Source organism: Pirellulales bacterium (genome assembly GCA_035499655.1).
Lineage (GTDB): Bacteria > Planctomycetota > Planctomycetia > Pirellulales > JADZDJ01 > DATJYL01.
This window is the reverse complement of sequence record DATJYL010000095.1, coordinates 55,473-77,469: the sequence shown is the minus strand read 5'-3', so window position 1 is coordinate 77,469 and position 21,997 is coordinate 55,473. Positions and strand designations below refer to the sequence as shown.

The 21,997-nt window shown below is 56.7% G+C and carries 17 protein-coding genes; 7 read left to right on the top strand and 10 right to left on the bottom strand.

Annotation, left to right across the window (positions count from 1 at the left end):
- On the bottom strand, window positions 1–331 hold a 331-nt coding region (locus VMJ32_07015), incomplete at its 3' end, for a hypothetical protein (protein ID HTQ38760.1).
- A 31-nt stretch (window positions 332–362) separates the two neighbouring features.
- A complete protein-coding gene (locus VMJ32_07010) occupies window positions 363–2,228 on the bottom strand; it encodes a tetratricopeptide repeat protein (protein HTQ38759.1) in 1,866 nt (621 codons plus the stop codon).
- Window positions 2,229–2,366: 138 nt separating this feature from the next.
- On the opposite strand from VMJ32_07010, the gene VMJ32_07005 reads away from it, so the two are divergent.
- Window positions 2,367–2,615 carry a glutaredoxin family protein gene (locus VMJ32_07005; protein HTQ38758.1) on the top strand — a complete coding sequence of 83 codons (249 nt, stop codon included), beginning with the start codon at window positions 2,367–2,369 and terminating at the stop codon, window positions 2,613–2,615.
- Between the two features lie 36 nt (window positions 2,616–2,651).
- Here VMJ32_07005 and glnD read toward each other — a convergent pair whose 3' ends face one another.
- From glnD to VMJ32_06990, 3 genes are all read right to left on the bottom strand, one after another.
- Window positions 2,652–5,285 carry a [protein-PII] uridylyltransferase gene (gene glnD / locus VMJ32_07000; protein ID HTQ38757.1) on the bottom strand — a complete coding sequence of 878 codons (2,634 nt, stop codon included), beginning with the start codon at window positions 5,283–5,285 and terminating at the stop codon, window positions 2,652–2,654.
- A gap of 82 nt (window positions 5,286–5,367) precedes the next feature.
- Window positions 5,368–5,706 carry a P-II family nitrogen regulator gene (locus VMJ32_06995; GenBank protein ID HTQ38756.1) on the bottom strand — a complete coding sequence of 113 codons (339 nt, stop codon included), beginning with the start codon at window positions 5,704–5,706 and terminating at the stop codon, window positions 5,368–5,370.
- A gap of 148 nt (window positions 5,707–5,854) precedes the next feature.
- Window positions 5,855–6,427, bottom strand: a complete 573-nt coding sequence (locus tag VMJ32_06990; GenBank protein ID HTQ38755.1) for a cob(I)yrinic acid a,c-diamide adenosyltransferase — start codon at window positions 6,425–6,427, stop codon at window positions 5,855–5,857.
- A gap of 127 nt (window positions 6,428–6,554) precedes the next feature.
- Between VMJ32_06990 and VMJ32_06985 the strand changes: the two genes are divergently transcribed.
- Both VMJ32_06985 and VMJ32_06980 read left to right on the top strand, forming a co-directional pair.
- Window positions 6,555–7,739 carry a biopolymer transporter Tol gene (locus VMJ32_06985; GenBank protein HTQ38754.1) on the top strand — a complete coding sequence of 395 codons (1,185 nt, stop codon included), beginning with the start codon at window positions 6,555–6,557 and terminating at the stop codon, window positions 7,737–7,739.
- A gap of 227 nt (window positions 7,740–7,966) precedes the next feature.
- Window positions 7,967–10,000 carry a hypothetical protein gene (locus VMJ32_06980; GenBank protein ID HTQ38753.1) on the top strand — a complete coding sequence of 678 codons (2,034 nt, stop codon included), beginning with the start codon at window positions 7,967–7,969 and terminating at the stop codon, window positions 9,998–10,000.
- 24 nt (window positions 10,001–10,024) lie between these two features.
- Here the strand turns inward: VMJ32_06980 and VMJ32_06975 are convergent, their stop codons facing one another.
- Complete coding sequence (locus tag VMJ32_06975; protein HTQ38752.1) at window positions 10,025–11,728, bottom strand: transglutaminase-like domain-containing protein; 1,704 nt, start codon at window positions 11,726–11,728, stop codon at window positions 10,025–10,027.
- A 485-nt stretch (window positions 11,729–12,213) separates the two neighbouring features.
- Here VMJ32_06975 and VMJ32_06970 point away from each other — a divergent pair, with 485 nt between their 5' ends.
- Complete coding sequence (locus VMJ32_06970) at window positions 12,214–12,906, top strand: hypothetical protein (GenBank protein HTQ38751.1); 693 nt, start codon at window positions 12,214–12,216, stop codon at window positions 12,904–12,906.
- A 43-nt stretch (window positions 12,907–12,949) separates the two neighbouring features.
- On the opposite strand, the gene VMJ32_06965 is transcribed toward VMJ32_06970, so the two are convergent.
- The 3 genes from VMJ32_06965 to VMJ32_06955 all read right to left on the bottom strand — a co-directional run bounded on the left by VMJ32_06965 (window position 12,950) and on the right by VMJ32_06955 (window position 17,695).
- Window positions 12,950–15,364 carry a VIT and VWA domain-containing protein gene (locus VMJ32_06965; protein HTQ38750.1) on the bottom strand — a complete coding sequence of 805 codons (2,415 nt, stop codon included), beginning with the start codon at window positions 15,362–15,364 and terminating at the stop codon, window positions 12,950–12,952.
- A 71-nt stretch (window positions 15,365–15,435) separates the two neighbouring features.
- The gene (locus tag VMJ32_06960; GenBank protein ID HTQ38749.1) at window positions 15,436–15,960 is read right to left on the bottom strand and encodes a hypothetical protein; all 525 of its coding nucleotides are present in this window, start codon (window positions 15,958–15,960) and stop codon (window positions 15,436–15,438) included.
- A 262-nt stretch (window positions 15,961–16,222) separates the two neighbouring features.
- Window positions 16,223–17,695 (bottom strand): hypothetical protein, encoded by a 1,473-nt coding sequence (locus VMJ32_06955; GenBank protein ID HTQ38748.1) that lies wholly within the window; start codon window positions 17,693–17,695, stop codon window positions 16,223–16,225.
- A gap of 252 nt (window positions 17,696–17,947) precedes the next feature.
- Here VMJ32_06955 and VMJ32_06950 point away from each other — a divergent pair, with 252 nt between their 5' ends.
- Window positions 17,948–18,880 carry a hypothetical protein gene (locus tag VMJ32_06950; protein HTQ38747.1) on the top strand — a complete coding sequence of 311 codons (933 nt, stop codon included), beginning with the start codon at window positions 17,948–17,950 and terminating at the stop codon, window positions 18,878–18,880.
- Between the two features lie 22 nt (window positions 18,881–18,902).
- The gene (locus VMJ32_06945; GenBank protein ID HTQ38746.1) at window positions 18,903–19,562 is read left to right on the top strand and encodes a 7-cyano-7-deazaguanine synthase; all 660 of its coding nucleotides are present in this window, start codon (window positions 18,903–18,905) and stop codon (window positions 19,560–19,562) included.
- Window positions 19,563–19,868: 306 nt separating this feature from the next.
- Here VMJ32_06945 and VMJ32_06940 read toward each other — a convergent pair whose 3' ends face one another.
- On the bottom strand, window positions 19,869–21,152 hold the full coding sequence (locus tag VMJ32_06940; protein ID HTQ38745.1) for a MotA/TolQ/ExbB proton channel family protein: 1,284 nt from the start codon (window positions 21,150–21,152) through the stop codon (window positions 19,869–19,871).
- Window positions 21,153–21,291: 139 nt separating this feature from the next.
- Here VMJ32_06940 and VMJ32_06935 point away from each other — a divergent pair, with 139 nt between their 5' ends.
- Entirely contained in the window at window positions 21,292–21,696 is a 405-nt protein-coding gene (locus VMJ32_06935) for a 6-carboxytetrahydropterin synthase (protein HTQ38744.1), read from the top strand.
- Window positions 21,697–21,997: the final 301 nt, after the last annotated feature.

Sequence of the window (21,997 nt, the reverse complement as noted above, 5' to 3'; positions counted from 1 at the left end):
TCGGCCAGTAATCCACCGCCTCCCGCGTAAACCATATTCGATATAAACCGTCAGGGGCTTTCACCAGCGGGTTCTTGGTAATCAGCAGCCCCCCATCCCATAGAAACTCGCCGTTGCGGCTGGGCCAGTACACCACCAAGGTTGCCAGCGCAATGAAAACGATGCCCGCCACGATCAGCCAGCCGGGCAAACTTTGTGCGGTGGAAATACCCCCTGCCTTGCTGTTTTTCCCCGCCGAGATTTTTCCTGAACGTGGTTTTCGTCCGGACAAAACCTTGCCGGCGAACGCGTGAATTCCTCCAGCAATCGCGGTTGTCGTTTGTTGCGCCATGCGGTGAACGCTGTTGTGTGCGGCGAATCGTTTACTGTGTTGTATTATAATTCGTCAGCCAGGTTTCGATTTGCTTCACCAGCTCTGGTTGGCCATTAGAGCGGGCTAATTCTATCGCTTTCTGCGCTGCAGTCTGCGCGTCGGCCGATCGATTCATCGCGGCATAGGTCCGGGCCAGGCCGAACTCGGCCTCGGGAGAATTCGGTTTCAGCCGCAGCGCCTCGTCGTATTGTGTTGCCGCTTCCCGCAGTCGGCCTACGCCGGCCAGAGCGCGGGCTAAATCGCATTGGGCTTCGAAAAAATAGGGCTTAAGTTGCACGGCCCGTTCCAAATAATCGATGGCTTGCAGCAGCTGGCCTTGCATGCCGTAAGCCGCGCCCAGGTTGCAATAGGCTTCTGCAAAATTCGGTTTAAGATTCAGCGCTTGATGATATTGGTCGATCGCCTCGGCTGGCTTGCCGAGTTGGGCCAGGATTAAACCCAGTGCGTTGTGCGCTTCAGCATAATCGGGCTGCAATCGCAAAGCTTCCTGGGCGTGGGCAAGGGCCTGGGGTAATTGTCCGGCGTCGTTCAGATCGATGCTCAAGTTGGTGTGCACCAGCCAACTGTCCGGATTGATTTTTATAGTTGCTTCATACAGCGCGATGGAGTTGGCGTATAGTTGGCTTTGATTCCAACTTAACCAAGCCAGGGCTGCCACAACAGCGAAGGCTCCGCCGGCGATTACCGGGCGCGCCGCTGCGGCCGCTCGGCCGTAACAGTAGTCTACTGCCGCCGCCACAAGCCCGACCACGGGAATCAGGGCAATGTATTCGTAATGGTCGGCCACCAGGGAATAGCGCATGAACCCCACGTCAACAAAACCCAGCATCGGCAACAGGGCGACGATGAAGACACCCCAGCCGAAAAGCAGGTGCCCAGACCATCCCTTCCGCGACAATTTTTCCTGCTGCGACAAGCAGGCACGCAGCAGGACAATGGTAACAGCCACAACTGACGCCAAGGGCAACCACCACAGTAAGTTGCTGGTTTGGATATCCCACTGCGGATAAATAAATGCCAGGTTCATAGGCCACAGCGCTTTGTACAGGTAGAACCACACCACCGCGCCCGCGCCGGCCAATCGTTGGTCGAAGGTGACATTGCGGATTGCCGTTTCTGCACCGTGTGTCTGAAACCAAATATTCACGCCGGTGAGTGCGATGGCAACCAAAAAAAACGGTGCCACGAGCCGCACATCGCCAGCGGTCACTCGTCCCCGTTGCCACCATGCAATAACTAGCAGCAACAGCGGCAAAATCGCCACCGAACCTTTGCTAAGCATCGCCAGCGCAAACGCCATTAGACTGAACCAATACCAGCGGTTGACCAACCGCTCCGCTTTCAAATAAGAAAGAATCGAGAGTAAGAAAAACAACATCGAAAGCACGTTTTTCCGCTCCGCAATCCAAGCTACGCTTTCGATGTTTACCGGATGTACCGCAAACAAGAGTGCTGCTAAAAATGCTCCGCGAATCGCCAGCCGCTTAAGCAACAGCCACACGAGCAGCGAATTGATGATGTGCAGCAACAGGTTGGTCACGTGATAACCGGTCGAGTTCATCCCCCACAACCGCCACTCCGCCCAAAAGCTGCTGTTGGTTAGCGGCCAGTAATCGACCGGCTCGCGGGTAAGCCACATGCGGTACAGTCCATCGGGCGCTTTGACCAGAGCATTGTCGGTCAGGAGCAAATCGTCATCCATGATGAATCCACCGTGTACGACAGGCCAATAAATCAAGAGCACCAAGCCCGCGATCAGCAGCACACCCACCAGCGCGAGAAAGCCCGCCGATTGCCACCCACCGATTGCAGGCGGCGATTGGGCGGGCAATTTTGATTGATGCGGCTGCGGCATGGCCGGGAATGGCGGAAAAGCGAGATCGATTTACTAAATCAGAATTGACGAGGCCCTGATGTTGAATTTCATGTGTTTATTTTATGATGGTACGGCTACGGGCGGTATCGTTGCCAGGAATTGCTGCGGAGCACTTCGATGACTTTGGACGTGGTTTTATATACTCGTCGCGGTTGCTGCTTGTGCGATCAAGCCAAGGCGTTGTTGGAAAAACATGGGCTAACCGTTCGGGAAATTGACGTCGACGGCGATCCGGCACTGCTGGCGCGCTACACCGATTGCGTTCCGGTCGTGTTCATTCAAGGCCGGGAACGGTTCCGTGGTCGGGTGCAGGAACGGTTGCTACTCCGCCTGCTTCGCAGCGCAAGCCGCAATGAACAACGGTGAACAAACGGCATGGTGCCGCGCCGTGGTTCCGCATGGTTATTTCGGACCTTCTCGCTGAAACTCCTCGATGGCTTTCAATAGCGCCTGCCGAATGCTTTCCAACCGCTCTTCTCCCTCCACTTTGCGCCCCGTTTGTTCCGTGACGTAAAACACGTCGACCACCTGGTCCAGGTAGGTGCCGATTTTCGCCAGCGAAACTGACAAACCCAGCTCAAACAAGGTGCGGGAAATCGTGTACAACAATCCCATCCGGTCCAAGGCGAACACATCGATCACGGTGAACCGCTCCGAAGTGCTATTATCGCAGCGCACTTGTGTGGGCAATACCTGCAGGGCCTCGCTCGCTTTTCTTTGGCTGCTCCGCCACACGCGGCGAAAGGCCGGAGGCTGGTCGGACGTCAGCGATTCTTTCAACCGCCGGTCGATGTCGTTCATCCGCTCCGGCGGCGGTTGGCCCGCATAATCGGGATCCTGTACGCGGAACCGGTCGAACACCAATCCCGCGGCCAGTGTGTTAATATCGGCCGATAGAATTTGCAAGCCGGCGCTGCTCAGCCCGCCGGTTAACTTGTGGAAAATTCCCGGCGAAATATCTTCGTACGTACCCACCGTATATTCAATCGTGTTGGTTTCCGGCAGAAAGCGATGCCACACTTCGACGTCGCCCGGGCCCAGCTTTTTCAACCGCCGCAATTCCTCCGCAATTTGCTCCGGCGCGACGTTCATCAAATAGGATGAATTCAAAGCTTCCGTTTGCTGCACATACCAGTCTGACGGCTCCTCGTTGGCCAGCAGCGCTTGCGTCGACAAGCGGCAATCATCGGCGACCAGCGAGGGGGAATCCCCGGACAAATACAGCAGCGTGCGCACGTATAAATCGCTGAGCACCTCTCCTTTCCACGAGTTCAGCACTCCCGGCCCCACGGCCGCCAAATCGGCGCAAGTCAGCACGAACAACAGCCGTAAAATTTCCGCCGAGCCCACTTCCACCGCAAAGCGCACAATCAATTGGTCGTCGCTGGTGTCGCGGCGAAACGCCAGGTGCGACATCACCAAGTGCTTGTGAACCAGGAACTTCAAAATTTCAGTTTCGTGTTGCGGCAGCAACAGACGCTCCGCGGTTTCCTCCGCGATGCGCAGCCCCACTTCGCTGTGATCTGCCACAAAGCCTTTTCCCAAATCGTGAATCAACAGCGCCAAATGAAGCGGGCGCTTGTCTTTGATGGAACTATACACTTCACCCCAGGGGGTCGGCTCGTCGGCAAACGATGTGGCCGCCTCCACCGCCCGAATGCAATGCTCATCCACCGTGAATTTGTGATATTCATTGAATTGCAACAGCGAACGAGCATGCGCAAACGCCGGAATCAATCGCTCTAACACGCCCAGGGCGTGCAAATCGCGCAGCAGTTCTCCCAATCGGGTTGGCTGCGACAGGATCGATAAAAACAATTCGGCGGATTCCGGCGTGATCACGTCGGGCAATTTGGGTGCCGCCCGGTGCACCGTTTCCCACGTGCTGTGGGCAATGCGCTTGTCGTGTTTATTCGCCAGATCCACCAACCGCAAAATTTGCGGCAAATTGCCGGGCAGTTTTTCCAGGCCGGCTCGCGTGGCCCGAATGCGACGGGTGCCGATCCGGAAATCGTCTTCCACCCGATGGCTGAGCAGCGGAAACAGCGCGTCGCCCAGTTTGGTCCACGGCCGCGCGCCCTCCAAAAACCGCGCCGCAATCTGCTGAACCGCGTGCGTGTTGCGAAAATATTCCCGCATGAATACTTCTACTTCCAACAGGCCTTCCGCCGCTTGGCTGCCAAAGACTTTGGCCATCCGCACTTGTTCGGTGCGATTGAGAACATCCTGCTCCTTTTCGGCATGAAAGTGGAGCTCGTTCCGAACCCGCAACAACAGTTCTAAAGCCCGACGCAGGGCCACTTCGTCTTCTTTCGATAACTCCCCCATGAGTTGCAAACCGTCGGGCGTGGCGTCGCCGTAGCGGGCGAAACCAACCCACCGCAACAGTTGAATATCGCGCAAACCGCCGGGCGAGCGCTTGACGTTCGGCTCCAGCAAATAAACCGTCTCGCCAAAATGCTCGCGCTCCTCGTGGCGCGATGCTTCAATGTCTCCCACCAGCCTGCGCCAATGACGTTGTGCCGCTTTTTGAAACTTGCTTTGAAAGTTCTCAAACAGGGGCTGGCTGCCGGCCAGCAACCGCGATTCCACCAGCGAAGTGAAGATGGTCGGGTCTTTCAGTCCCAACTTCCACGCCTCCGACACCGTGCGCACGCTTTGCCCCAGAATCAGGCCGGCATCGTATAAATCGTGCAGCAGCCGCTTGGCCAAGGGCGGCACCTGTGGCGCAGCCTTGGGGGAGCACAAAATCATCAAGTCGACGTCCGAATATGGCGCCACGTCGCGCCGCCCGTAGCCCCCGTGCGCCACCAACGAAACTTCACTGTGCAACAAAGAACTCTCATCGGGAGCAAGCTCCGCGAGCGCCGACTGGTGCAAATCCAGCACCACGTGATCGAGCATGTCGGTCAACCGGGCACAGACTTGAATGCCCGGCGATCCGCTGTCGTGCTGTTGCTTCAATTTGGCGCGCTCCTGAGCCAGCCAATCTTTGGCGGCCAACACGCAGGGACGGAGCGTCGAGACAGAAGGCATAATCAAAGGGGGAAGGCGATTGGCGGAGTGAACGTCAAGCTAACATACTACTGGCAATATACTCCGCAGGCCAAACCGCGGTTCATACGGCGTCGTCCCCGGCTTCGCCGGTGCGGATTCGCAAGGCCGTTACCAAATCGTACACGAAAATTTTGCCGTCCCCAATTTGCCCCGTTTGAGCGGCCTGCATAATCGTGCTTAAGGTCTTTTGCAATTGACTGTCCGGCACGACAATCTCGACTTTGACTTTCGGCACAAAATCGACGGCGTATTCCGTGCCGCGATACATTTCCACGTGCCCTTTTTGCCGACCGAAGCCGCGAACTTCGGAAACCGTCATCCCCAACACCCCTTGCTCGGTGAGCGCGGTTTTCACGTCTTCCAGCTTGAAGTGCCGGATAATGGCCTCAATTTTTTTCATGACGCCGCCTGAAAATAGAATTCACAAATGACTCGGCGGGAAACACGACTCCCGTCAACGACTAAATCGCGTCGATCCCGTTTATTCAATTCCACCCCCAGCACGCTGCCAACAACCTATCCGCCGACGCCGCTGGAGTAAAGATCGTTCAGGCACTGGGCTTTTCCCAGGGCACGTCGGGGTGGCCGGCAAGCTGATTCACGGCCCGCGCCATCACGAACAGCAAATCGCTCAGACGATTCAAATACACCAGCACGTGCGGCGAAAAATTTCCCGCTTCGCGCTGCGCCAAGGTCACCACCTGGCGCTCCGCGCGGCGGCAGACCGTGCGCGCTAAATGCAACCAGGCGGCGCCGGGCGTCCCGCCGGGTAAAATAAATGTCTTCAGCGGCGGAAGCTGCGCTTCAAAACCGTCGATGGCCTGTTCCAACACCCCGATTTCCTGCGGAGTAACAAAACTTGTGCCGCGGGCTTTCGGATCAGGCGTGGCCAATTCGGCGCCCAAATCGAACAGCGCGTGTTGAATGCGTGCCAACTGCGCGTCGATCTTCGCAGGCAGCTTTGCTTGGCCAACGGTGGCGTGGCTGCGGACCAAGCCCAGCACGGCGTTCAACTCGTCGACCGTGCCATAAGCTTCGATGCGCAAATCGTCTTTTCGAACGCGCGGCCCGGCAAACAGCCCGGTATCACCGGCATCGCCAGTTTTCGTGTAGATTTTCATGGAGGCGGGTCTCCAGGTGGATGGTGTCTGGTTGCAATGCGCATCTCTATAATAGTAAGGGCAATCCCTTCGCGCACACCACTGTTTTTATTGAACCGGGGTTGAAAAGCTAATGGGACGGATCGCCATGAAGATCAATTCGAAGCTGTTTTTGGCGGCGGTTCTGGCCGATGTTCTCCTTGGGCCCATGTTCGCTCTAGCGGCTGATTCCACGACGACGCCCACCGCCGCGGCTACTGCTCCGGAACAAAATCCGCCGTCGCCGGAGAGCAAATATCTCAAAAACATTCGTCAACTGACCACCAGCGCCGATTTTTCGAAAGCCGGCGAAGGCTATTTTTCCCCGGATGGAAAAACCATCATCTTCCAGGGTGTGCCACTGGCGTACATGTTTTATCAAATTTACACCCTGCCGCTGGCCGACGAGAACTTAGTTCATAAAGCCGCGACCGGTGGTCGCGCCGCAGCGGAGACAGATTCCAACTCGCCCAAACCCAAAATGGTCAGCTCGGGACGCGGCCGAAATACGTGCAGTTTTTTTGCCCCGGACGGAAAAAGCATCATCTTCGCCAGCAGCCACCTGGACCCAAATTTATCGGACACCGAAGCCGCCCAGCGAAAACAAGACGAAGACGACGCCCAGGCCGGCCGCCATCGCCGCTACCAATGGGATTTTGATCCGTGGATGGAAATTTTCTCCGCCGATTTGGACGGCCACCTCTTGCGCCGCCTGACCGATTCCCCCGGCTACGATGCCGAATGTGCTTACACCCCCGACGGAAAACACATCGTGTTTTGCAGCAATCGCGGCGGCAATCCAAACATTTACGTGATGGATGCCGACGGCGCCAACGTCCGGCAGTTGACGAACTTCCCCGGTTACAATGGCGGCCCCTTCACCTCGCCCGACGGCCGCTGGGTCGTGTATCGCAGCGACCGCAAAAAAGAAAACTACTTGCAACTGCACGTAATCGGCTTCGACGGACAAAACGACACGGCGCTCACCGACAACATCGGTGTGAATTGGGCCCCGTATTGGCATCCCACGCTGCCGTACATCATTTGGACCGGCGCCGATCATTCCGATCCGCACGCCACGCCCAATTACGATTTGTGGCTGATGAAATACAGCGAGCATGACGGCCACATCGTGCCGGGCAAAATCTGGCGCATTACCGATCACCCGGCCGCCGACGTGCTGCCGGTCTTCTCGCCCGATGGCGCCAAACTGATGTGGACCAGCAACCGCACAGCCGATCACACCAGTCAATTGTTCATTGCCGATTTCACGCTGCCGGGGGAAAGCGATTAGCGGTTAGCAATTAGCGATTAGCCAAACAGAGCTGGGCAATTTATCAACCCGCATGGATATACACCGGCCGGCTAATTGCTAGCTGCTAACCGCTAATTGCTTCTAAGAGGCATTGCTTGGCGAACGAAAAGCCGCTATTCTTCCCCGCCTATTTTGCCCGAGCTGGGGCATTTTCTTTCGGCTTTGGCTGCTCGAAGTATCTCTCAGCGAAATCAGGAGGATGACCCATGTGGCGGAAGCAATCGGCACTCAAAATTTCCGGACTATCGTTGGCAGGTGCTTTGATCGCAGGCATTGCCCTTTGCACCGCGCAAGCTGCTGAGTTCGATGATTCGTTAATTGGATACGACAGCCGCGGCTTGGAGCAAATACCCAATTGCGCCCAGGCTCAGCCGTGCCAATCGTGTCCAATTTGCCCTGCCGCAGCGGCATGCGCAGATGAAGAGGCGTGCCAATGCTGCCCGCCCGGGCTAACCGGTTCGACAAACGGCGGTCCAACAATCATGACCATCGGACCGCCGCCGCAAATCCATTCTTACGCTGCCGATTTCGGCGCGCTCGCCGCCACCGCACCCGGTTGGACCGTGGTCGGCGATTGTGACGCACCGGCAGCATCGCTCCCGCGGATGACGGCTGATTTCACTGCTCCCCAAACCTGGAAAGCAACATCTACGCCCGTGTATGGTGCGCCCAACACGTGGCCGCCGTCGGGGTCTGCGCCGCTCTGGCCGGCTCCACCAGTCGCTGTTCACAACCTCTCTCCAACTGCTACCGAGGCAGAATTTCAACCGGCTGGATGTTTAACCGGTTATTCAACTTCGCCATGTGCTACGTCGCCGGCATATTTGCCAACGCCGGCTTATTTTCAGGCGCCTGGTACGGCCACGGCTTATGCCCCGTGTGCTTGTCCGACCGCCTCATGTGCTTGTCCGACCGCATCGTGCGCTTGTCCGACCGCCGCAGCCTGCCAAACCGATCAATTGGATCACATGCTGCAAGCGATCCACCATTTAGACGCCGCGGGCTTGCACGCTCAGGCCGATCAAATTCGCACGCAGTGCGATGCCCAAATGAAATCGGTCTTTGAACAATTGCAAACCGCCCAAGCGGAATTGGCTCGGTTGCATCAGGCTTCCTACGACCAACCAGCGGCTCAACCCCAAGCCCATTCTTACTCGCTTGACGAGTGGATGAGTCAGCCAATGGTCCCATCCAAGCCGGCCACGACCTGGACTGCGCCGCAAAAACAAGTTGCAGCATCGAGCGGTCCGCAAAAGCAAGTCGTGGTGCATGTGCAGTTGATGGAGCTCAATCGTTCCAAATGTCGAGCGCTAGGCTTCGATTTCACCAAGTTCGACGGCAGCCATTTTGCCCCGAACCACAATTCCGAATGCTTCGAAAACGACAGCGCCTTCCTCAGTTTTCTGGATCTGCTGAAAAATGAAGGGTTGTTGACGGTTACCAGTGCGCCGCGGATTCTGGCCCGCAGCGGCCAAGAAGCGCATCTTCAAATTGGTCAAGATGTGCCCGTTCTTGTTCCGCACACCGACGGTCCAGAAACCATTGAATACAGAAAGATTGGTACCACCGTCGACGTGCAGTCCGAAGTGCTCGATGACCACAAGCTGCGCCTGCATGTGCGGCCCAGCTTTAGCCAGCTGGAAAAATCGTCGGCTCTACAAACGGGCGCTCCCCAGACGCCCATGATCTCCACGACAGAACTGGAAACCACGCTGGAAATGCAGTCGGGCCAAACCGCCGTGCTGGGCGGATTGATTGTCAAGCGGGAACCCTCGCAAGTTGATCAAATGCAGGATTGCGCCAGTCATCCGGCCGGTCAAGACGAAAGTGCTTGCACTTGCTCCGCGAAAGATGGCGAGGACATTGAATTGATGGTGCTGGTCCGAGCCGAAATTGTGGAGACGGACAGCACGAGCAAGACCGTCGATTTGCCCACGCACCCCGTCGTCACGGCGGCCTTGCCGGAACCCCGAAAGCTAAATCAGCATGCGTATTCTGTCGCGCCCGCGGCTTACTTCCAGCCTGTCGAAGAGACCGCCCCGCCTGCCTACCACGCTTCGTCAGTCGATTGCTTTGCCGCGCCGCAGGTTCCAGAGCCCTTCGTGCCGCAACCAATCACGATTGAGGCGACAGGTACCCAGCCGCCAAAAATGTTTGCCAAGCCAGGCGAAGGCTGGGGAATTCCCCTCCCCTTGGACGACTCCGTCAACTTCTGGTACTTTGGATACATCAGTCGCTAGCTTTGATTGATCAAGACCGATGCTTCATTCCACTTCCAGAATTTCAATTTTCAACTGACCGATGACTTGGGCCACGGGCAGAAAGCAACTGTAGGCTTGTGCGCCGGCGAGATTGGAATCGGTCAGCTTGAGGTGGGCCGCGCCAATGCCGCCGCGGCCCAAGGTGGCGTCCATGGGCACCCAGCGGTTGGCAATCCACAGCTCGTTCCACATGTGGTAGACAAAGCATTGCGTGGAGGGTTGGTAAATCAGGCCGATGGCCACCCGGGCCGGAATGCCGCGGGCACGGGCCAGGGCGGCCAACAGGACGGAGTGCTCGGTGCAATCGCCTTCGCGCAGCCGGGCCACATCTGCCGCCGTGTCGAAGGCTTGCGAAAAGTCTTTAAGCTTGACGATGTCCTTAACGTATTTCTCCAGCGCCACGGCCAGCTTCCAGGGGTCGGTTTCTTCCGGCGCCACGGCTTTGGCCAGGGCCTGCACTTGATCGTCGTCGCTTTGAATCAGATTGTTTGGCGCGCGATCTTCGTCGGTGGGAACGTGTGTTGCATTTGCCGAAGAAGCTGCCGCGGACACCACTGAAGATGGCGCGGTGGGAGCCGACCCATCGATCCGCCGCACGGTAATGTCCGCCGTGTGCGGATCCAACGAAGCCACTTCTTGCGAACCGCCGGAATAAAACACTTTGGACGGATCGTCGTTGAGCAACTGCACGCGGTATTTCACGCGCCGAGTGGCATGCGGATCCACGAGCGAGCGGGCCACCGGCACCGTGTTGTCCACTACCAAATCCAACCGACGGACTCCGGGCTCGGCCAGGGCCAAGGCCTGTGTCGTGCGATACGTTTCCTGGTGCAGCGCCGTGAGCGATGTTTTTAACACCTGCCCTTCGCGGTTGGTCCACAATTGAGAACGAATGACCGGCGGTTGCTCGTTGCCGCCGTGCATGGGCAGCATAATGCTGCCTTCGATCCGCAGTAAATCTTCCGTGTGATCGACCAGCGGCGTGGGCTCGTACCTATCGGCCGCCAAATCGATGGTAACCACTTCGTTCGTGGCGGGCATCAAGGCCCGTAAGCTGCGGTGTTGTCCGGGCTGAAGCGGCGCCGCAGAAAGCGATTGCTCGGTGGCGCTAAAACCCAAGGTGCCGGGAATCCAGGGGAACGATTCCGTGGTGGTTTTTCCGGCGGTGACCGTTTTCAGCGTGAGTTGCCCGTCGGCCACGTGGCCGGTCATTTGCGTGTGGCTGGCGCCGGAGTTGATCTCGGTATGAAAGCGCAGCAATTCGCCTTCCGGCGTTTCTACACTTTGCGTGACAATGTCAATCGTGGTCCGCTCTCCTTGGCGATCGACGGCAATGTGATTTTCGTAATTGATTTGGACCAGCTTTCGTCCATTTTCCTCCAGGTCGGAAAACTGGGTGTGGCACCAGCCGATTTTCGTTTGGTAGGCATACACCGCTTCCCACCACTGCCGCGGATCGCCCTTGGCGGATATCGCAGCGGGATCAACCTGCGCAGGCCCCACCGAAATGGCTGCACCAGCCGTCGCCACGGCGGCGGAAACCGGCCGCGCTGCGGGCAACGAAGCGGTCAATCCGGCGCCTTGCGCCGCCGCCGACGGCTGTGATTCGGCACTTATCTCCAGACCGGGCGGCCGATCGCTGCAGGCTGTCAACAGCAAGCTGAAAGCGAATGTTGTCCAGATGCAACCGACGGTGCAGTTTCGCATGTTGTCCAAATTCAACGTGTGGTGATGCGGCAATATGGGCGCGTTACGAACGGCAGAACGTTCCTCGCCAACTGGCCTGTCCTTCTTACCAATACTCCAATTGTGCCCCGCCGACAACGCCGATTTGCCCCTCGCCTGTGGCCCAAAAATGAAGTTAAAGCTTTCGTTGTCGGCACATCTTCACGCGGGGCAACAAGTTTCGCTGCACGGAAAGTGTCCGGGTTTAGCGCCATCACCCGGCACAGTGCTAAACTAAACAAGGGGAAGCCGCTCCGTTGGCCTGTTTCGAACAAAGCGCAGGTTTTTCCGTTCTTGCCGACCCCGACCCAAGGCAATCGCAGAACTTGTCCGCTTGCGGCCCCCCGCGACGGCAGACGTAATCTAAGGTTGGTTAGCTATTTGTTAGTTGCTTCATGGACATCCCACAGCCTGATCACCACCTAGATTCGAGTCGCAGGGGCAATCAACGAAGGAATCAATCGCCGATGGGTTTTTTGAAACGCGTTTTTCGAAATGTCTTTCGCGACGGCACGCCGCCCCACAACGGCAGCAGCTTCGAGCGCCTTTCCGATGAGCAGCTTGAGGCGCACCTGAAAGTTTGCCGATACGGCAATTTCGAATTGACCGAAGCCGTGCGTCCGTCGTTCGATTTGCAAGTCGTACCCAGCCAGGGTTATCGCCACGATTGTTTTGCCGACGAAGATTCTCGCGTCCGCGTCCCGGTGCTGATGGCCGCCGCGACGAAGGAAGAACTGTTTGAGACGTTTCTCGAATTGCTCGATCCGCTGGGCATGGAAGTCGACGTCGTGCTGGAAACCAGCCACAGTCCCGATACCAAGGGACACGTCGATTTATATCGCGAGCACATCGATCTGCCCGTGCTCAAAAGCACGCTCTACGATTACGAAGATTTGCTGCTCAACGACGGTTGCACCGGTATCGCCGTGCTGAATCCGAACGTGCCCCTGGAAGTGCAATTTGACGAGCACAAATTGCTGATCGCCTACGGACAAAACCTGAGCCGCTTTGAAGCAGTGCTCCGCGATCGCGGCGTGCCGTGCAACGACCAGATGAAGTTCATTACCGAGGCTGAGCACGTCCATTCTTCCAGCGAGGAATATCAGCGCCAGTTTGAGGAATTGAAAACCCGCCTGGGCATGGACTCGATGTTCGACTGATTGAAGCGGCTAGCAGTTAGCGATTAGCATCCCGGTTTCAATTTCATTCGTCAATTTCGTACGCTTGGCCGTCCAATTCCAACGTCACCGGTTCGTCGAGCGACAGATATTTGCCGATATCGTGCCCGTGTTCGTCGATCAGCTGGAAGTATTCCGGGCTAAAACGCTTGTTCTTCACGGTGGTTTTTTCCAAGTCTGGGGTCACGGCCGAATCGACCCAGCGATCGCTGCGGCGGAAAAACGTTTTGCGGCCGATTTGGCGAACATTTTGAATCACTTTGGCCGCCTCGTCTTTACTGCCATCCACGGCCGCATAAAACTTATCAGCCTGCAGCGCAGGGGCAGCAGTGGTCATGTTGGAAGCGCCGGCCGGCGCACCGCTATACCAGCCGAATCTACCTCCGGCCGTATCGCCCGCAATTTGACCGCCACCACCATAGCCACCGCCCAATCCCATCGGAGTTGCAGCGGCGGGCTGATTCACTTGCTGCAATACATGCTTGGCCACGCGCTGCTCCACGCCTTGCTCGCCGTCGAGGGAACGGTCCAATTCTTGCAACCGTACGCCTGCCTCTTTGGCGTCCGATGCTAAATCGCGCCCTCCGTTTTCGTCGGCCAGGAACGAAGTGTACGGCGTGATGATGCCGTGCTTCAGCGACTGTGAAACTAATTCTTTCACCAGTTCTTCGTTGCGGCCGTTCAAATCGATCTCGTCCAGAATTTCGCCCACCCGCCGTACGGCCCACAGTTTTTCGATGAAGGCTTGCGATTCATCCGCGCTGTGATCCACCAAGTTCGCGGGAAAGTCGAATTTCTGTTCGGCGTTGTCACTAGCGCCGTCGCCAACATGGCCGGTGATGGTAATTTTCGCAGCACCTGATTTTTTGTAGCGCCCTACCATTACCAACTGCTCGCCGGCGAACAAATCGAACACATCTTTGGGATAAACCCGGTTCACCACCGACCCGTCTTCCGGCTTGAGGCCATCGACGTCAACCGTCAGCTTCACGCCCGTCATCACCGGCGAGCCAATGCGGCTGTAAAGCGCCGCCACCGCCCCTTCAATGTTCTCGTTGGGCCGCACATATTCAGTCAGTCCGAAATTCTCGCGGGCCAGCTTATCCAAAAGGCGGCTGTTCACGTCGTAACCAACGCCAAAATCGAAAATGCGGGCCCGCACCGTATTATTGGCTTTGGCATTGGCGATAATTTTACTTTCGTTGGTTTCGCCGACGGTGGGAATGCCGTCGGTCAGAAAGATGACGAAGTTCGGCCGCCCGGCATCATGCAATTGCGACAGTGCCGTGCCCAGCGCGCCGTTGATGTTGGTGCTGCCGCCGGCGTAAATGCCTTCGATAAAGCCAACGGCGGCTTTCCGGCTGTCGTCGTCGAATTTTTGCAACTCCGGCTTCCAACTTTCCACGTCGCTGTCGTATGCAATCAGGTTGAATAAATCCCCCTCGTGCAAATGCTCGACGACGAACTTGGCGGCGGCTTTGGCCTGGTCGATTTTTTCACCGCTCATGCTGCCGGAACGATCGATCGCCAGCACTACGGTTTTTTTGGCCGCGGCCGCATCGCCGGCCTTGATTTGCGGACTGGTCAGCAGCAAAAAGTAACCGTCTTCACCCGCATCGGGCCGGTAGCTGAGAATGCGCGTGCCGACCAAATCTTTTCCCACGTCGTAAAACAAGCGAAAGTCGTCCGTCGGCACCGTGCTTTTGGCCGTGTAGCTGATGAGGGCGTGCTTGGCGTCGGGCCGCTTGATGTCGACGGCGTGGCTGGGACTGTAGACGTTCTTGATGTCGGCGTCGCTTTCGATGGCCGCCTGGAATTTGATTTCATCCACCGGCTGCGAAGTGTATTTGGCCGTGCTAAGCGGGAAGATAAAATCGGTCAGCCCGTCCCATTGCCGGCACAATTGCGAATAGCGCAGCGTCACTTTCCGCTCGCCCCCCGGAGGCACCGGAAACACGCTCGTTTTGAACAAGCCCGTGCCCATCCATTCCAGCAGCGCGGGGTCTTTATTTTTTCGGACAATGTCCTCGTACATCCGCCGCGCATCTTTGGCATCGAGCAGCTTCGCCGGATATTCCTGCCCGTCGATCTGCAAGGTGAGCTGATCGACCGCCCCGTCGTAAGGCAGCGGAAACACAAAGCAAACTTCCATCGGCCGGCTGCCTGTGTTCACAAACAATTGGCTGGTTTGCACGCGGGCAATTTGACCGTCGAGTTTGACATTCACCTCCAACGATTTGATTTTGTAGCTGGACGGTTCTGGTTGCGGACGTGGGTGCGGCCAAGGGCCTGGCTCGATAATGATCGGCGGCCGCGGCAGAATCACGTGGTCGCCTTCGTTGATATTGATGAGCACCCCTTGGGCCGCGGCAATCGCGGGAACGAGTAAGGAGACGAGCGTGATAGCAACGGCAAATCGAATCGGCTGGCAGCATTTCATGGAATCCTCCGTTTCCCACAACCAGGGTATGCTCAGGGTAACTTTCTTGGAGGTTGGACGCTGCGGCCTCGCTATTGGTTCCCGTCCTTCAGAATCGACTCACCGTCGATTTCCATTTTGTTGGGGTCAGGCTCGTTCTCGCCTTTTGCAGTTCGCCTAAACCCCGGCAATAAATCAATTATGCATTTCTCATGCTCGGCGGTGAGAATCGTCACTTCATACCCGGGGGGTCTCGTCTTGCCCGGCGGCAGCGCAATCAGCCCGCTTTGAACTTCCCAGGCGTTTTGAATTTCGGCTTTAGAATACCGCTTGTCGACGGCCTCCCTCACCGCCTTGGGCACATCGGCCACGGCAATTGGCTTTTTGATGGTGTTGACTCGATAACTACCCGAGATTCCGTCGACTCCCACTTCCAACTGTTCCTTTCCCACCTTGACGCTCAGCCACCAACTATCCACATCCAAGCCGGTGCTGGAAAAGGCGGCGCTCACGATTTTCGCATCAGCAAACTGCCGCTGGAGCGCTGCCACAACCGGCCGTGGCACCTGATTGACCGGAACATCCTGTGGGAGCTTATCGCCGGGTGCGTGGTCCATATCCCTGGCCAAAGCGACATGGTGTGCAAATACAACTGTACCGCAGAGCACTCCGGATATCAAAATCGACAACCAAAGTCTCCGCCCCTTCAAAACGCTTGCTGGCATAAAACCTCCGTCTACACTGAACCGTTTATTAAGCGTTTTGCACTTTCTGACCTGGCTCCGACGGAATAGCCCATGAATTGGGTCACAGATGCTTTCAGTTTATTTGCCATTTTGACGCGATGATGACCCCAGAAGTTCCCGGAATTAGATTTTCTCAGTTCGGATCGCCACCGGGCATGTCGTACGGATTTTTGCCCCGAAATTCGCCCGGCCAATGGATTTTCCAGGCCCTGGTTTTGCCATCCTTCAATTCCGCCTTGAGAACTGCCGGCGTCGGATTTTCATGGCCTGGCAGCATGGCCGCAGTCCACTGAAGTTCATCCGGATTTTTCGCCAAATTGGCTGCCGCGGATGCCTTCGCCTGCGCTGCTGCCGGGCTGTTTCCACCACCGCCAAAACCGCCACCTCCTATCCCGTTTCCAAAACGAAAGCCCGTTGATAAATCATCGGGCGGACCGAGCAAATCTTCCGCCTGTTGCCGCGTCATTCCCGGTTTCAATTCTCCCAATTCCTGTAGCCCGGCCCAAGCATAAGGGACCGCTGCCCAAAACGATGTCCATCCTGCAGGCGAACTTCTCGAACGCGCCAAGTGTGACAGAACAGCGACGGCTCTCCGATGAATGTCCGCATCATCCGGATGATAACGCAAGTAGAGCATGACTGGATCGAAGCGTGCTGATGATCGCGGTTTGTCGGTTTCCGCCTTCTGATTATCAGACTTTTCGCCGATTTCAAGAATGTATTCGGCAAGCTGCTTCAAATACGGTCCGTCAATGCCCGCGTGACCGTCGTTGATGTCGCCGGCGCGGGCAAGCAAAATTGGCATGGCGTCGGCCTGGCCGCTTTTCGTAATTTCGACGAGCTTTTGTGCCAGCCCCTCGTTTTCGGCAAGCAATACTTCTTGGGTTAGGGCGGCGGTCAATGGTTTGCCTAGCTCCTGATTTTTCAGCTTCGCCAGCGCCAGCCAGGCATCGAGTTCGTGTTGTTGCTCATCGGTCACCTCATTGTGCCGCTGCTCCACGGGCAACTCGGCCATGGTCCACACGACTTCGCCACTTTTGACCGTGCCCTGCCAAGCGTGTTTAGGCGGATTTTTTCCCGCCACAATTTTGCATTCTATCCAGGCGTGGTAAGTGCCGGGGACGATTAGTGAAAACGGAACCGTACGATCGGTCTTGGCATCGATCCAAATTTGCTTCCCCGCAGCGAGCCGGATTGGTGCTGTGTAGGGCTCTTCGTCAGCATCATTGTATGGTTCCCACTCGTCGGCCTCGATTTTTATTCCAGCATCTTCACGATCGGTTCCACCCGGATCCCAAATGCATTCTCTCCCGTCCGGACCCACGACATGAACCGTCGCATATTCACACAAAGCAGCCATCGGCACACGGAAAGGATGGTTTAGTTCGGCGTCGAACTCCATCACCAGATTCAACACTTCGCCAGGGTGATATTCCGTTCGGTCAATCGGGTCCAAACGGACGCCTGCTTTTAGCCCATCAACGGGCGCGCCCCAGTGTGTGTCGTTGTAGTCCGCGGCAATAACCCTCGTGCTTGCCAGCACAAGCAACGCAGCGCAGGCCGTTGCTCTCCGAAAGGCGCTCATATCCCAAAAGTTTGTTTTCATGCCTCACCGATCGACCCCCTAGAACACCCATTTAACCCTGGAAATTGGGAAAGGTAATGTCAACGGGATGTAACAAGGCAGTTTGGGTTAGGGAATCTCGGCAATCGGGAGAGCCCCCGGTGCATTCCTCGCCAAGGCCAATCTTGCGGTCAAACAGTGTTTTGGGGACACTCCCGCTCTATTTAGCCGATCTTTTCCCTAGCGGCCGTTCGGCCGAACTCAGCGAATCCACATCGCCTCCACAGCGATTTCATGCGCCAATCGTTCGCCATTTTCATGCTGTTACTATTTTCTGCCGCGTTGGCTGGCTGCGGTTCCTTCACCCGCTTTAGTCCGGCGGCGCAAAACGTAGTGCCTGCGCCCGCTACGCTGGTTCTGCCCCAGCCATCGGCCACGGTCGGAACCTTGCCAGGATCGAGTTCGCCGGTGGTGATTTTGGGACCGCCGGTGCCCAACAACACGGTATTGGTGCCGGCGATGAATCCGGATTACCTGTGGGACCAAGTCGTCGACATCGTAGACGATTATTTCCAAGTCTCGCAGGAAGATCGCGTCAAGCTGGTCGGCAACATGCAAACGGAAGGAAGCATTGACACCTTCCCGATTCCAGGCGCCACGATTTTCGAGCCGTGGCGCAGAGATTCCGTCAACCTCCAGCAGCGCTGGGAAAGCACGCTGCAGTCGATTCGCCGGCGCGCGTATGTGCGCGTTATTCCACAACAAAACGGCTGCAGCGGCTACCTCGTCGAAGTCACGGTGACGAAAGAGCTGGAAGATGTGCCGCATCCCATCAGCGGCTCCGCCGGTGCGTCGACGTTCCGCTACGATACTTCGCTGAATCGCGATACCGAATTCGATTCCGATCCGCATCGGCTTCCCGGCGATCCCGCCCGTCCCAACGGCCCGCGCGCCGTCACCGGCGGTTGGATTCCCATGGGCCCCGATGGCCGCGATCATGCACTGGAACAAGTCATGCTTGCGAAAATAGCCGCCCGCCTGGGAGGCGTCCCTTCGCTTGCCGGATCGACGGTAACCGGGCCGCCGACAAGCAGTGCGCCAACGACCATAGCGCCGGGAGTGCTCGCCCCGCAGCCGGTGCCAAGAGCATCTCAATTTCCGCCCGGCGAGCTGCAATCGGCGCCATCCAACGAAATTCCGCAACCGCTGGAACTGCCCGCGCCGTAACGAATGTGGTATAGTTTGCCGCATGGGTAATACCATCGGCGTGCTGGTTAGCGGCGGGTTAGATAGCGCCATTTTGGTTTCACATTTGCTCGCTCAAGGCGATCACGTCCAGCCGTTCTACATCGAGTGCGGCCTGCATTGGCAAGCAGCGGAATTGGCGAGCTTGCGGAATTATCTGGGAGCGGTTGCTACGCCTCGGCTAGAAACTCTAATCACGCTGCAGTTGCCGCTGGCCGATCTGTACACCGGCCACTGGAGTTTGACCGGCCAGCAAACCCCCGATGCGGCCACGCCGGACGAAGCCGTGTATCTGCCAGGCCGCAATTTGCTGCTGATCATCAAGCCGGCCCTGTGGTGTCAAATGCATGGCATCGGCCGGCTAGCGCTAGGCGTGCTGGGAAGCAATCCATTCGACGATGCCACCGCCGAATTCTTCGCTGCTTTGGAAAACGTACTGTCGCGCCTGGGCCAGCCGCCGCTAGAAATCGTGCGGCCCTTTGCCCACTTGCACAAGCCAGAGGTCATGCAGCTAGGACGCAACTACCCGCTGGGGCTTACCTTTTCCTGCATCGCACCGGTCAAAGGCCTGCACTGCGGGCACTGCAACAAATGCGCCGAACGCCAGGCGGCATTTCGAATGATCGAACTCGCTGATCCGACGGTTTATGCAAACAAGAAATGAACCGCAGAGACGCACAGGCACAGAGAAAGCCACAGATAAACACGGATGAAAACAGATGCGGAAAGAACAGATTGGACACGATCAGAAAAGCAATACTTATGGGTAGTGGGCCAATTTGAACATAGCCCGACTGTGTCAGTCGGGAAAAGCGGCTGTCGGAATTTCAAATTGTCCCACCACCTACTTATGCCGGTTATTGTATAAAGCAAGCAATGGACTGATTATTGTGCTTTTCAATTGCTTTCATCTGTGCTTATCTGTGTTCATCCGTGGCTTTCTTCTCGGTGTCTCTGCGGTGAATAAAAATCACGCCGCCCGGCTGGCTTTTTTCGGATCCAAATCATGTCGCGCGGTCAGCAAGTGAATGGCCGCCGTCAGGCCGTGCAACGCCTGATCGAGATGTCCCGTTTCGCGAATGCCTTGCAGATTTTGCGCCAGCAATTGTTGCGATTTCGCCAGCTCGCTTTCGCCGCGGTTCAAACCGGCCAGCGCTTCCACCAACTGGGCAAAGTGAGTTTGCAGACCGGTCATTTGGTTCAGCATCGCCTGGCCCTGCGATTTTTGCTCGGTGCGTTGCAATTGCATTTCGCTTAGCAGCTTGAGCAGTTTTTGCTCGCGCTGCGTATCGCTGTGCTCAAATTGCGCGTGCATTTTGCTGAGCGATTGTTCCCACATTTGTCCGTGTGTTTGCAGCCGCTTGTCGCTTTCCTGCTGCAAGCGTGTAAAGGCCGAGGCCCAAATTTGCAACTGTTTTTCCAACCGGGAATCCAGCGCCGTCAGCGTGGCCTGGTTTCCTACTTGCACGGCCTGCAAAAAGGGCGTCAGGCTTTCGTCGGTCACTTCGAAGCGGTTGAGCAGCTCTAAATCGACACGCCGGCTGATCGAATGAATGATTCCGCGCTCCGTCTTTTCGCACATGAACAGGCTGAACATCATCGTGATGGCGGCAGCCAAAGCGACCGTGGTGGTGTTGAATGCCGTACCGATTTCGCCCACCACTTTCGCCAGGTTATCGCCGATTTCGTCGACAGACAGCCCGCCGAAGGCCGAGCCGAAGTGAATGACCGTGCCCAAAATGCCTAGCACCGGAGCCACCCAGCAAATGAATCGCACCAATCCGTAATTGCCGTGCGTTTTTTCTTCGTCCTGCGTGGCCAAATAGCGCAGGTAATCGTGGAATCCGTCGGCCGATTCTTTTTCTTGCAAATAACCCAGCGCCTTGGCCAGCCGCTGCCCATAGCGGGAATCCAAAAACCACTTGGGCCGGCCGAGCAGTTGGGCATATAAGGCCCGGGCATTCGCTACCGGTTCTTTGCCGTTTCGCTCCGGCAGGCCGGGTTGCCTTAGCGCCAGCACTTCCAAAGGAAAGCCGCACAGCTTGAAGACGACATCCACAATGCCCCAGATGAAAAACGCCACCACCACGTACTCGACCACGTGCTCTGTCGTATAGCGATGGATGAGCGAACCCTTCGGGAATTCGCGGTACACAATCACGTAAAAAGCCACCGTCAACAGCGCGGCCACCGCCATCGGCAAATCGACCCAATCAGGCAATGCTTTTTTCTGTTTGTTTTGTGTGCTGGTCATAACGCACCACCTTTTGCATGCGTGGCAAACATGGGAAGTTCAAAACGGCCGACTATCTATGTCAATACTGCCAGTGCTACAATCGAATGCTGTCGCACTTTAATTTACTATCAGATCCTGGATTTACTGATCGAGCCTTATGTTCCGTGTTACTCGCGAAATCGATTTTTGTTACGGCCATCGGCTACTCAATTACGACGGCAAATGCCGGCACTTGCACGGCCACAACGGTCGGGCCGTCATTGTGTTGGAAGCGGCGGCGTTGGATTCCCGCGGCATGGTGTTAGATTTCTCCGACATCAAACAGGTCGTCAGCCACTGGATTGACGAAACGCTTGATCACCGCATGATTTTGTGCCGCGACGATCCGGCCGTGCCGCTGCTCCAAAAACTCGGCGAGCCGCTGCACATCATCGACGCCAATCCCACGGCCGAAAACATCGCCAAACTCATTTTCGAATTCACTGCCCAGCGCGGGTTCCCAGTCGTCGAAACCCATTTGTGGGAAACCCCACGCTGTTATGCAACTTATCGCAGTGCATAATTGTCAGTCGTCCATTGTCCGTCGTCAGTCGCAACGGACAACTGACAACTTACATGCTTGTCAAATAAAAACAGTCCGGGCGGCCTTTTGGACCTGACCCGGACTGCGTCCCCCCTGGGATGTCAGCATCGAAGATGCCTAGTCCACCCGGTGCGACAGTATGTATCGGTCGGGCAGTCGGGAACGCTTTGGCAATTCTTGCCGATTGCGAAAAGAGTAATGACCTCCACCGATTTGCCCAGTTTGCCGCGCTTCGCCGCAAAGCAATACTGCGGGCGATTCGCTTCATCGACTTTGCCGA

Bases quoted from the DNA above. Each gene is read 5' to 3' on its own strand.
- VMJ32_07010 (HTQ38759.1), bottom strand. From the start codon at position 2,228: ATGCCGCAGCCGCATCAATCAAAATTGCCCGCCCAATCGCCGCCTGCA.
- VMJ32_07005 (HTQ38758.1), top strand. From the start codon at position 2,367: ATGACTTTGGACGTGGTTTTATATACTCGTCGCGGTTGCTGCTTGTGC.
- glnD (HTQ38757.1), bottom strand. From the start codon at position 5,285: ATGCCTTCTGTCTCGACGCTCCGTCCCTGCGTGTTGGCCGCCAAAGAT.
- VMJ32_06995 (HTQ38756.1), bottom strand. From the start codon at position 5,706: ATGAAAAAAATTGAGGCCATTATCCGGCACTTCAAGCTGGAAGACGTG.
- VMJ32_06990 (HTQ38755.1), bottom strand. From the start codon at position 6,427: ATGAAAATCTACACGAAAACTGGCGATGCCGGTGATACCGGGCTGTTT.
- VMJ32_06985 (HTQ38754.1), top strand. From the start codon at position 6,555: ATGAAGATCAATTCGAAGCTGTTTTTGGCGGCGGTTCTGGCCGATGTT.
- VMJ32_06980 (HTQ38753.1), top strand. From the start codon at position 7,967: ATGTGGCGGAAGCAATCGGCACTCAAAATTTCCGGACTATCGTTGGCA.
- VMJ32_06975 (HTQ38752.1), bottom strand. From the start codon at position 11,728: ATGCGAAACTGCACCGTCGGTTGCATCTGGACAACATTCGCTTTCAGC.
- VMJ32_06970 (HTQ38751.1), top strand. From the start codon at position 12,214: ATGGGTTTTTTGAAACGCGTTTTTCGAAATGTCTTTCGCGACGGCACG.
- VMJ32_06965 (HTQ38750.1), bottom strand. From the start codon at position 15,364: ATGAAATGCTGCCAGCCGATTCGATTTGCCGTTGCTATCACGCTCGTC.
- VMJ32_06960 (HTQ38749.1), bottom strand. From the start codon at position 15,960: ATGGACCACGCACCCGGCGATAAGCTCCCACAGGATGTTCCGGTCAAT.
- VMJ32_06955 (HTQ38748.1), bottom strand. From the start codon at position 17,695: ATGAAAACAAACTTTTGGGATATGAGCGCCTTTCGGAGAGCAACGGCC.
- VMJ32_06950 (HTQ38747.1), top strand. From the start codon at position 17,948: ATGCGCCAATCGTTCGCCATTTTCATGCTGTTACTATTTTCTGCCGCG.
- VMJ32_06945 (HTQ38746.1), top strand. From the start codon at position 18,903: ATGGGTAATACCATCGGCGTGCTGGTTAGCGGCGGGTTAGATAGCGCC.
- VMJ32_06940 (HTQ38745.1), bottom strand. From the start codon at position 21,152: ATGACCAGCACACAAAACAAACAGAAAAAAGCATTGCCTGATTGGGTC.
- VMJ32_06935 (HTQ38744.1), top strand. From the start codon at position 21,292: ATGTTCCGTGTTACTCGCGAAATCGATTTTTGTTACGGCCATCGGCTA.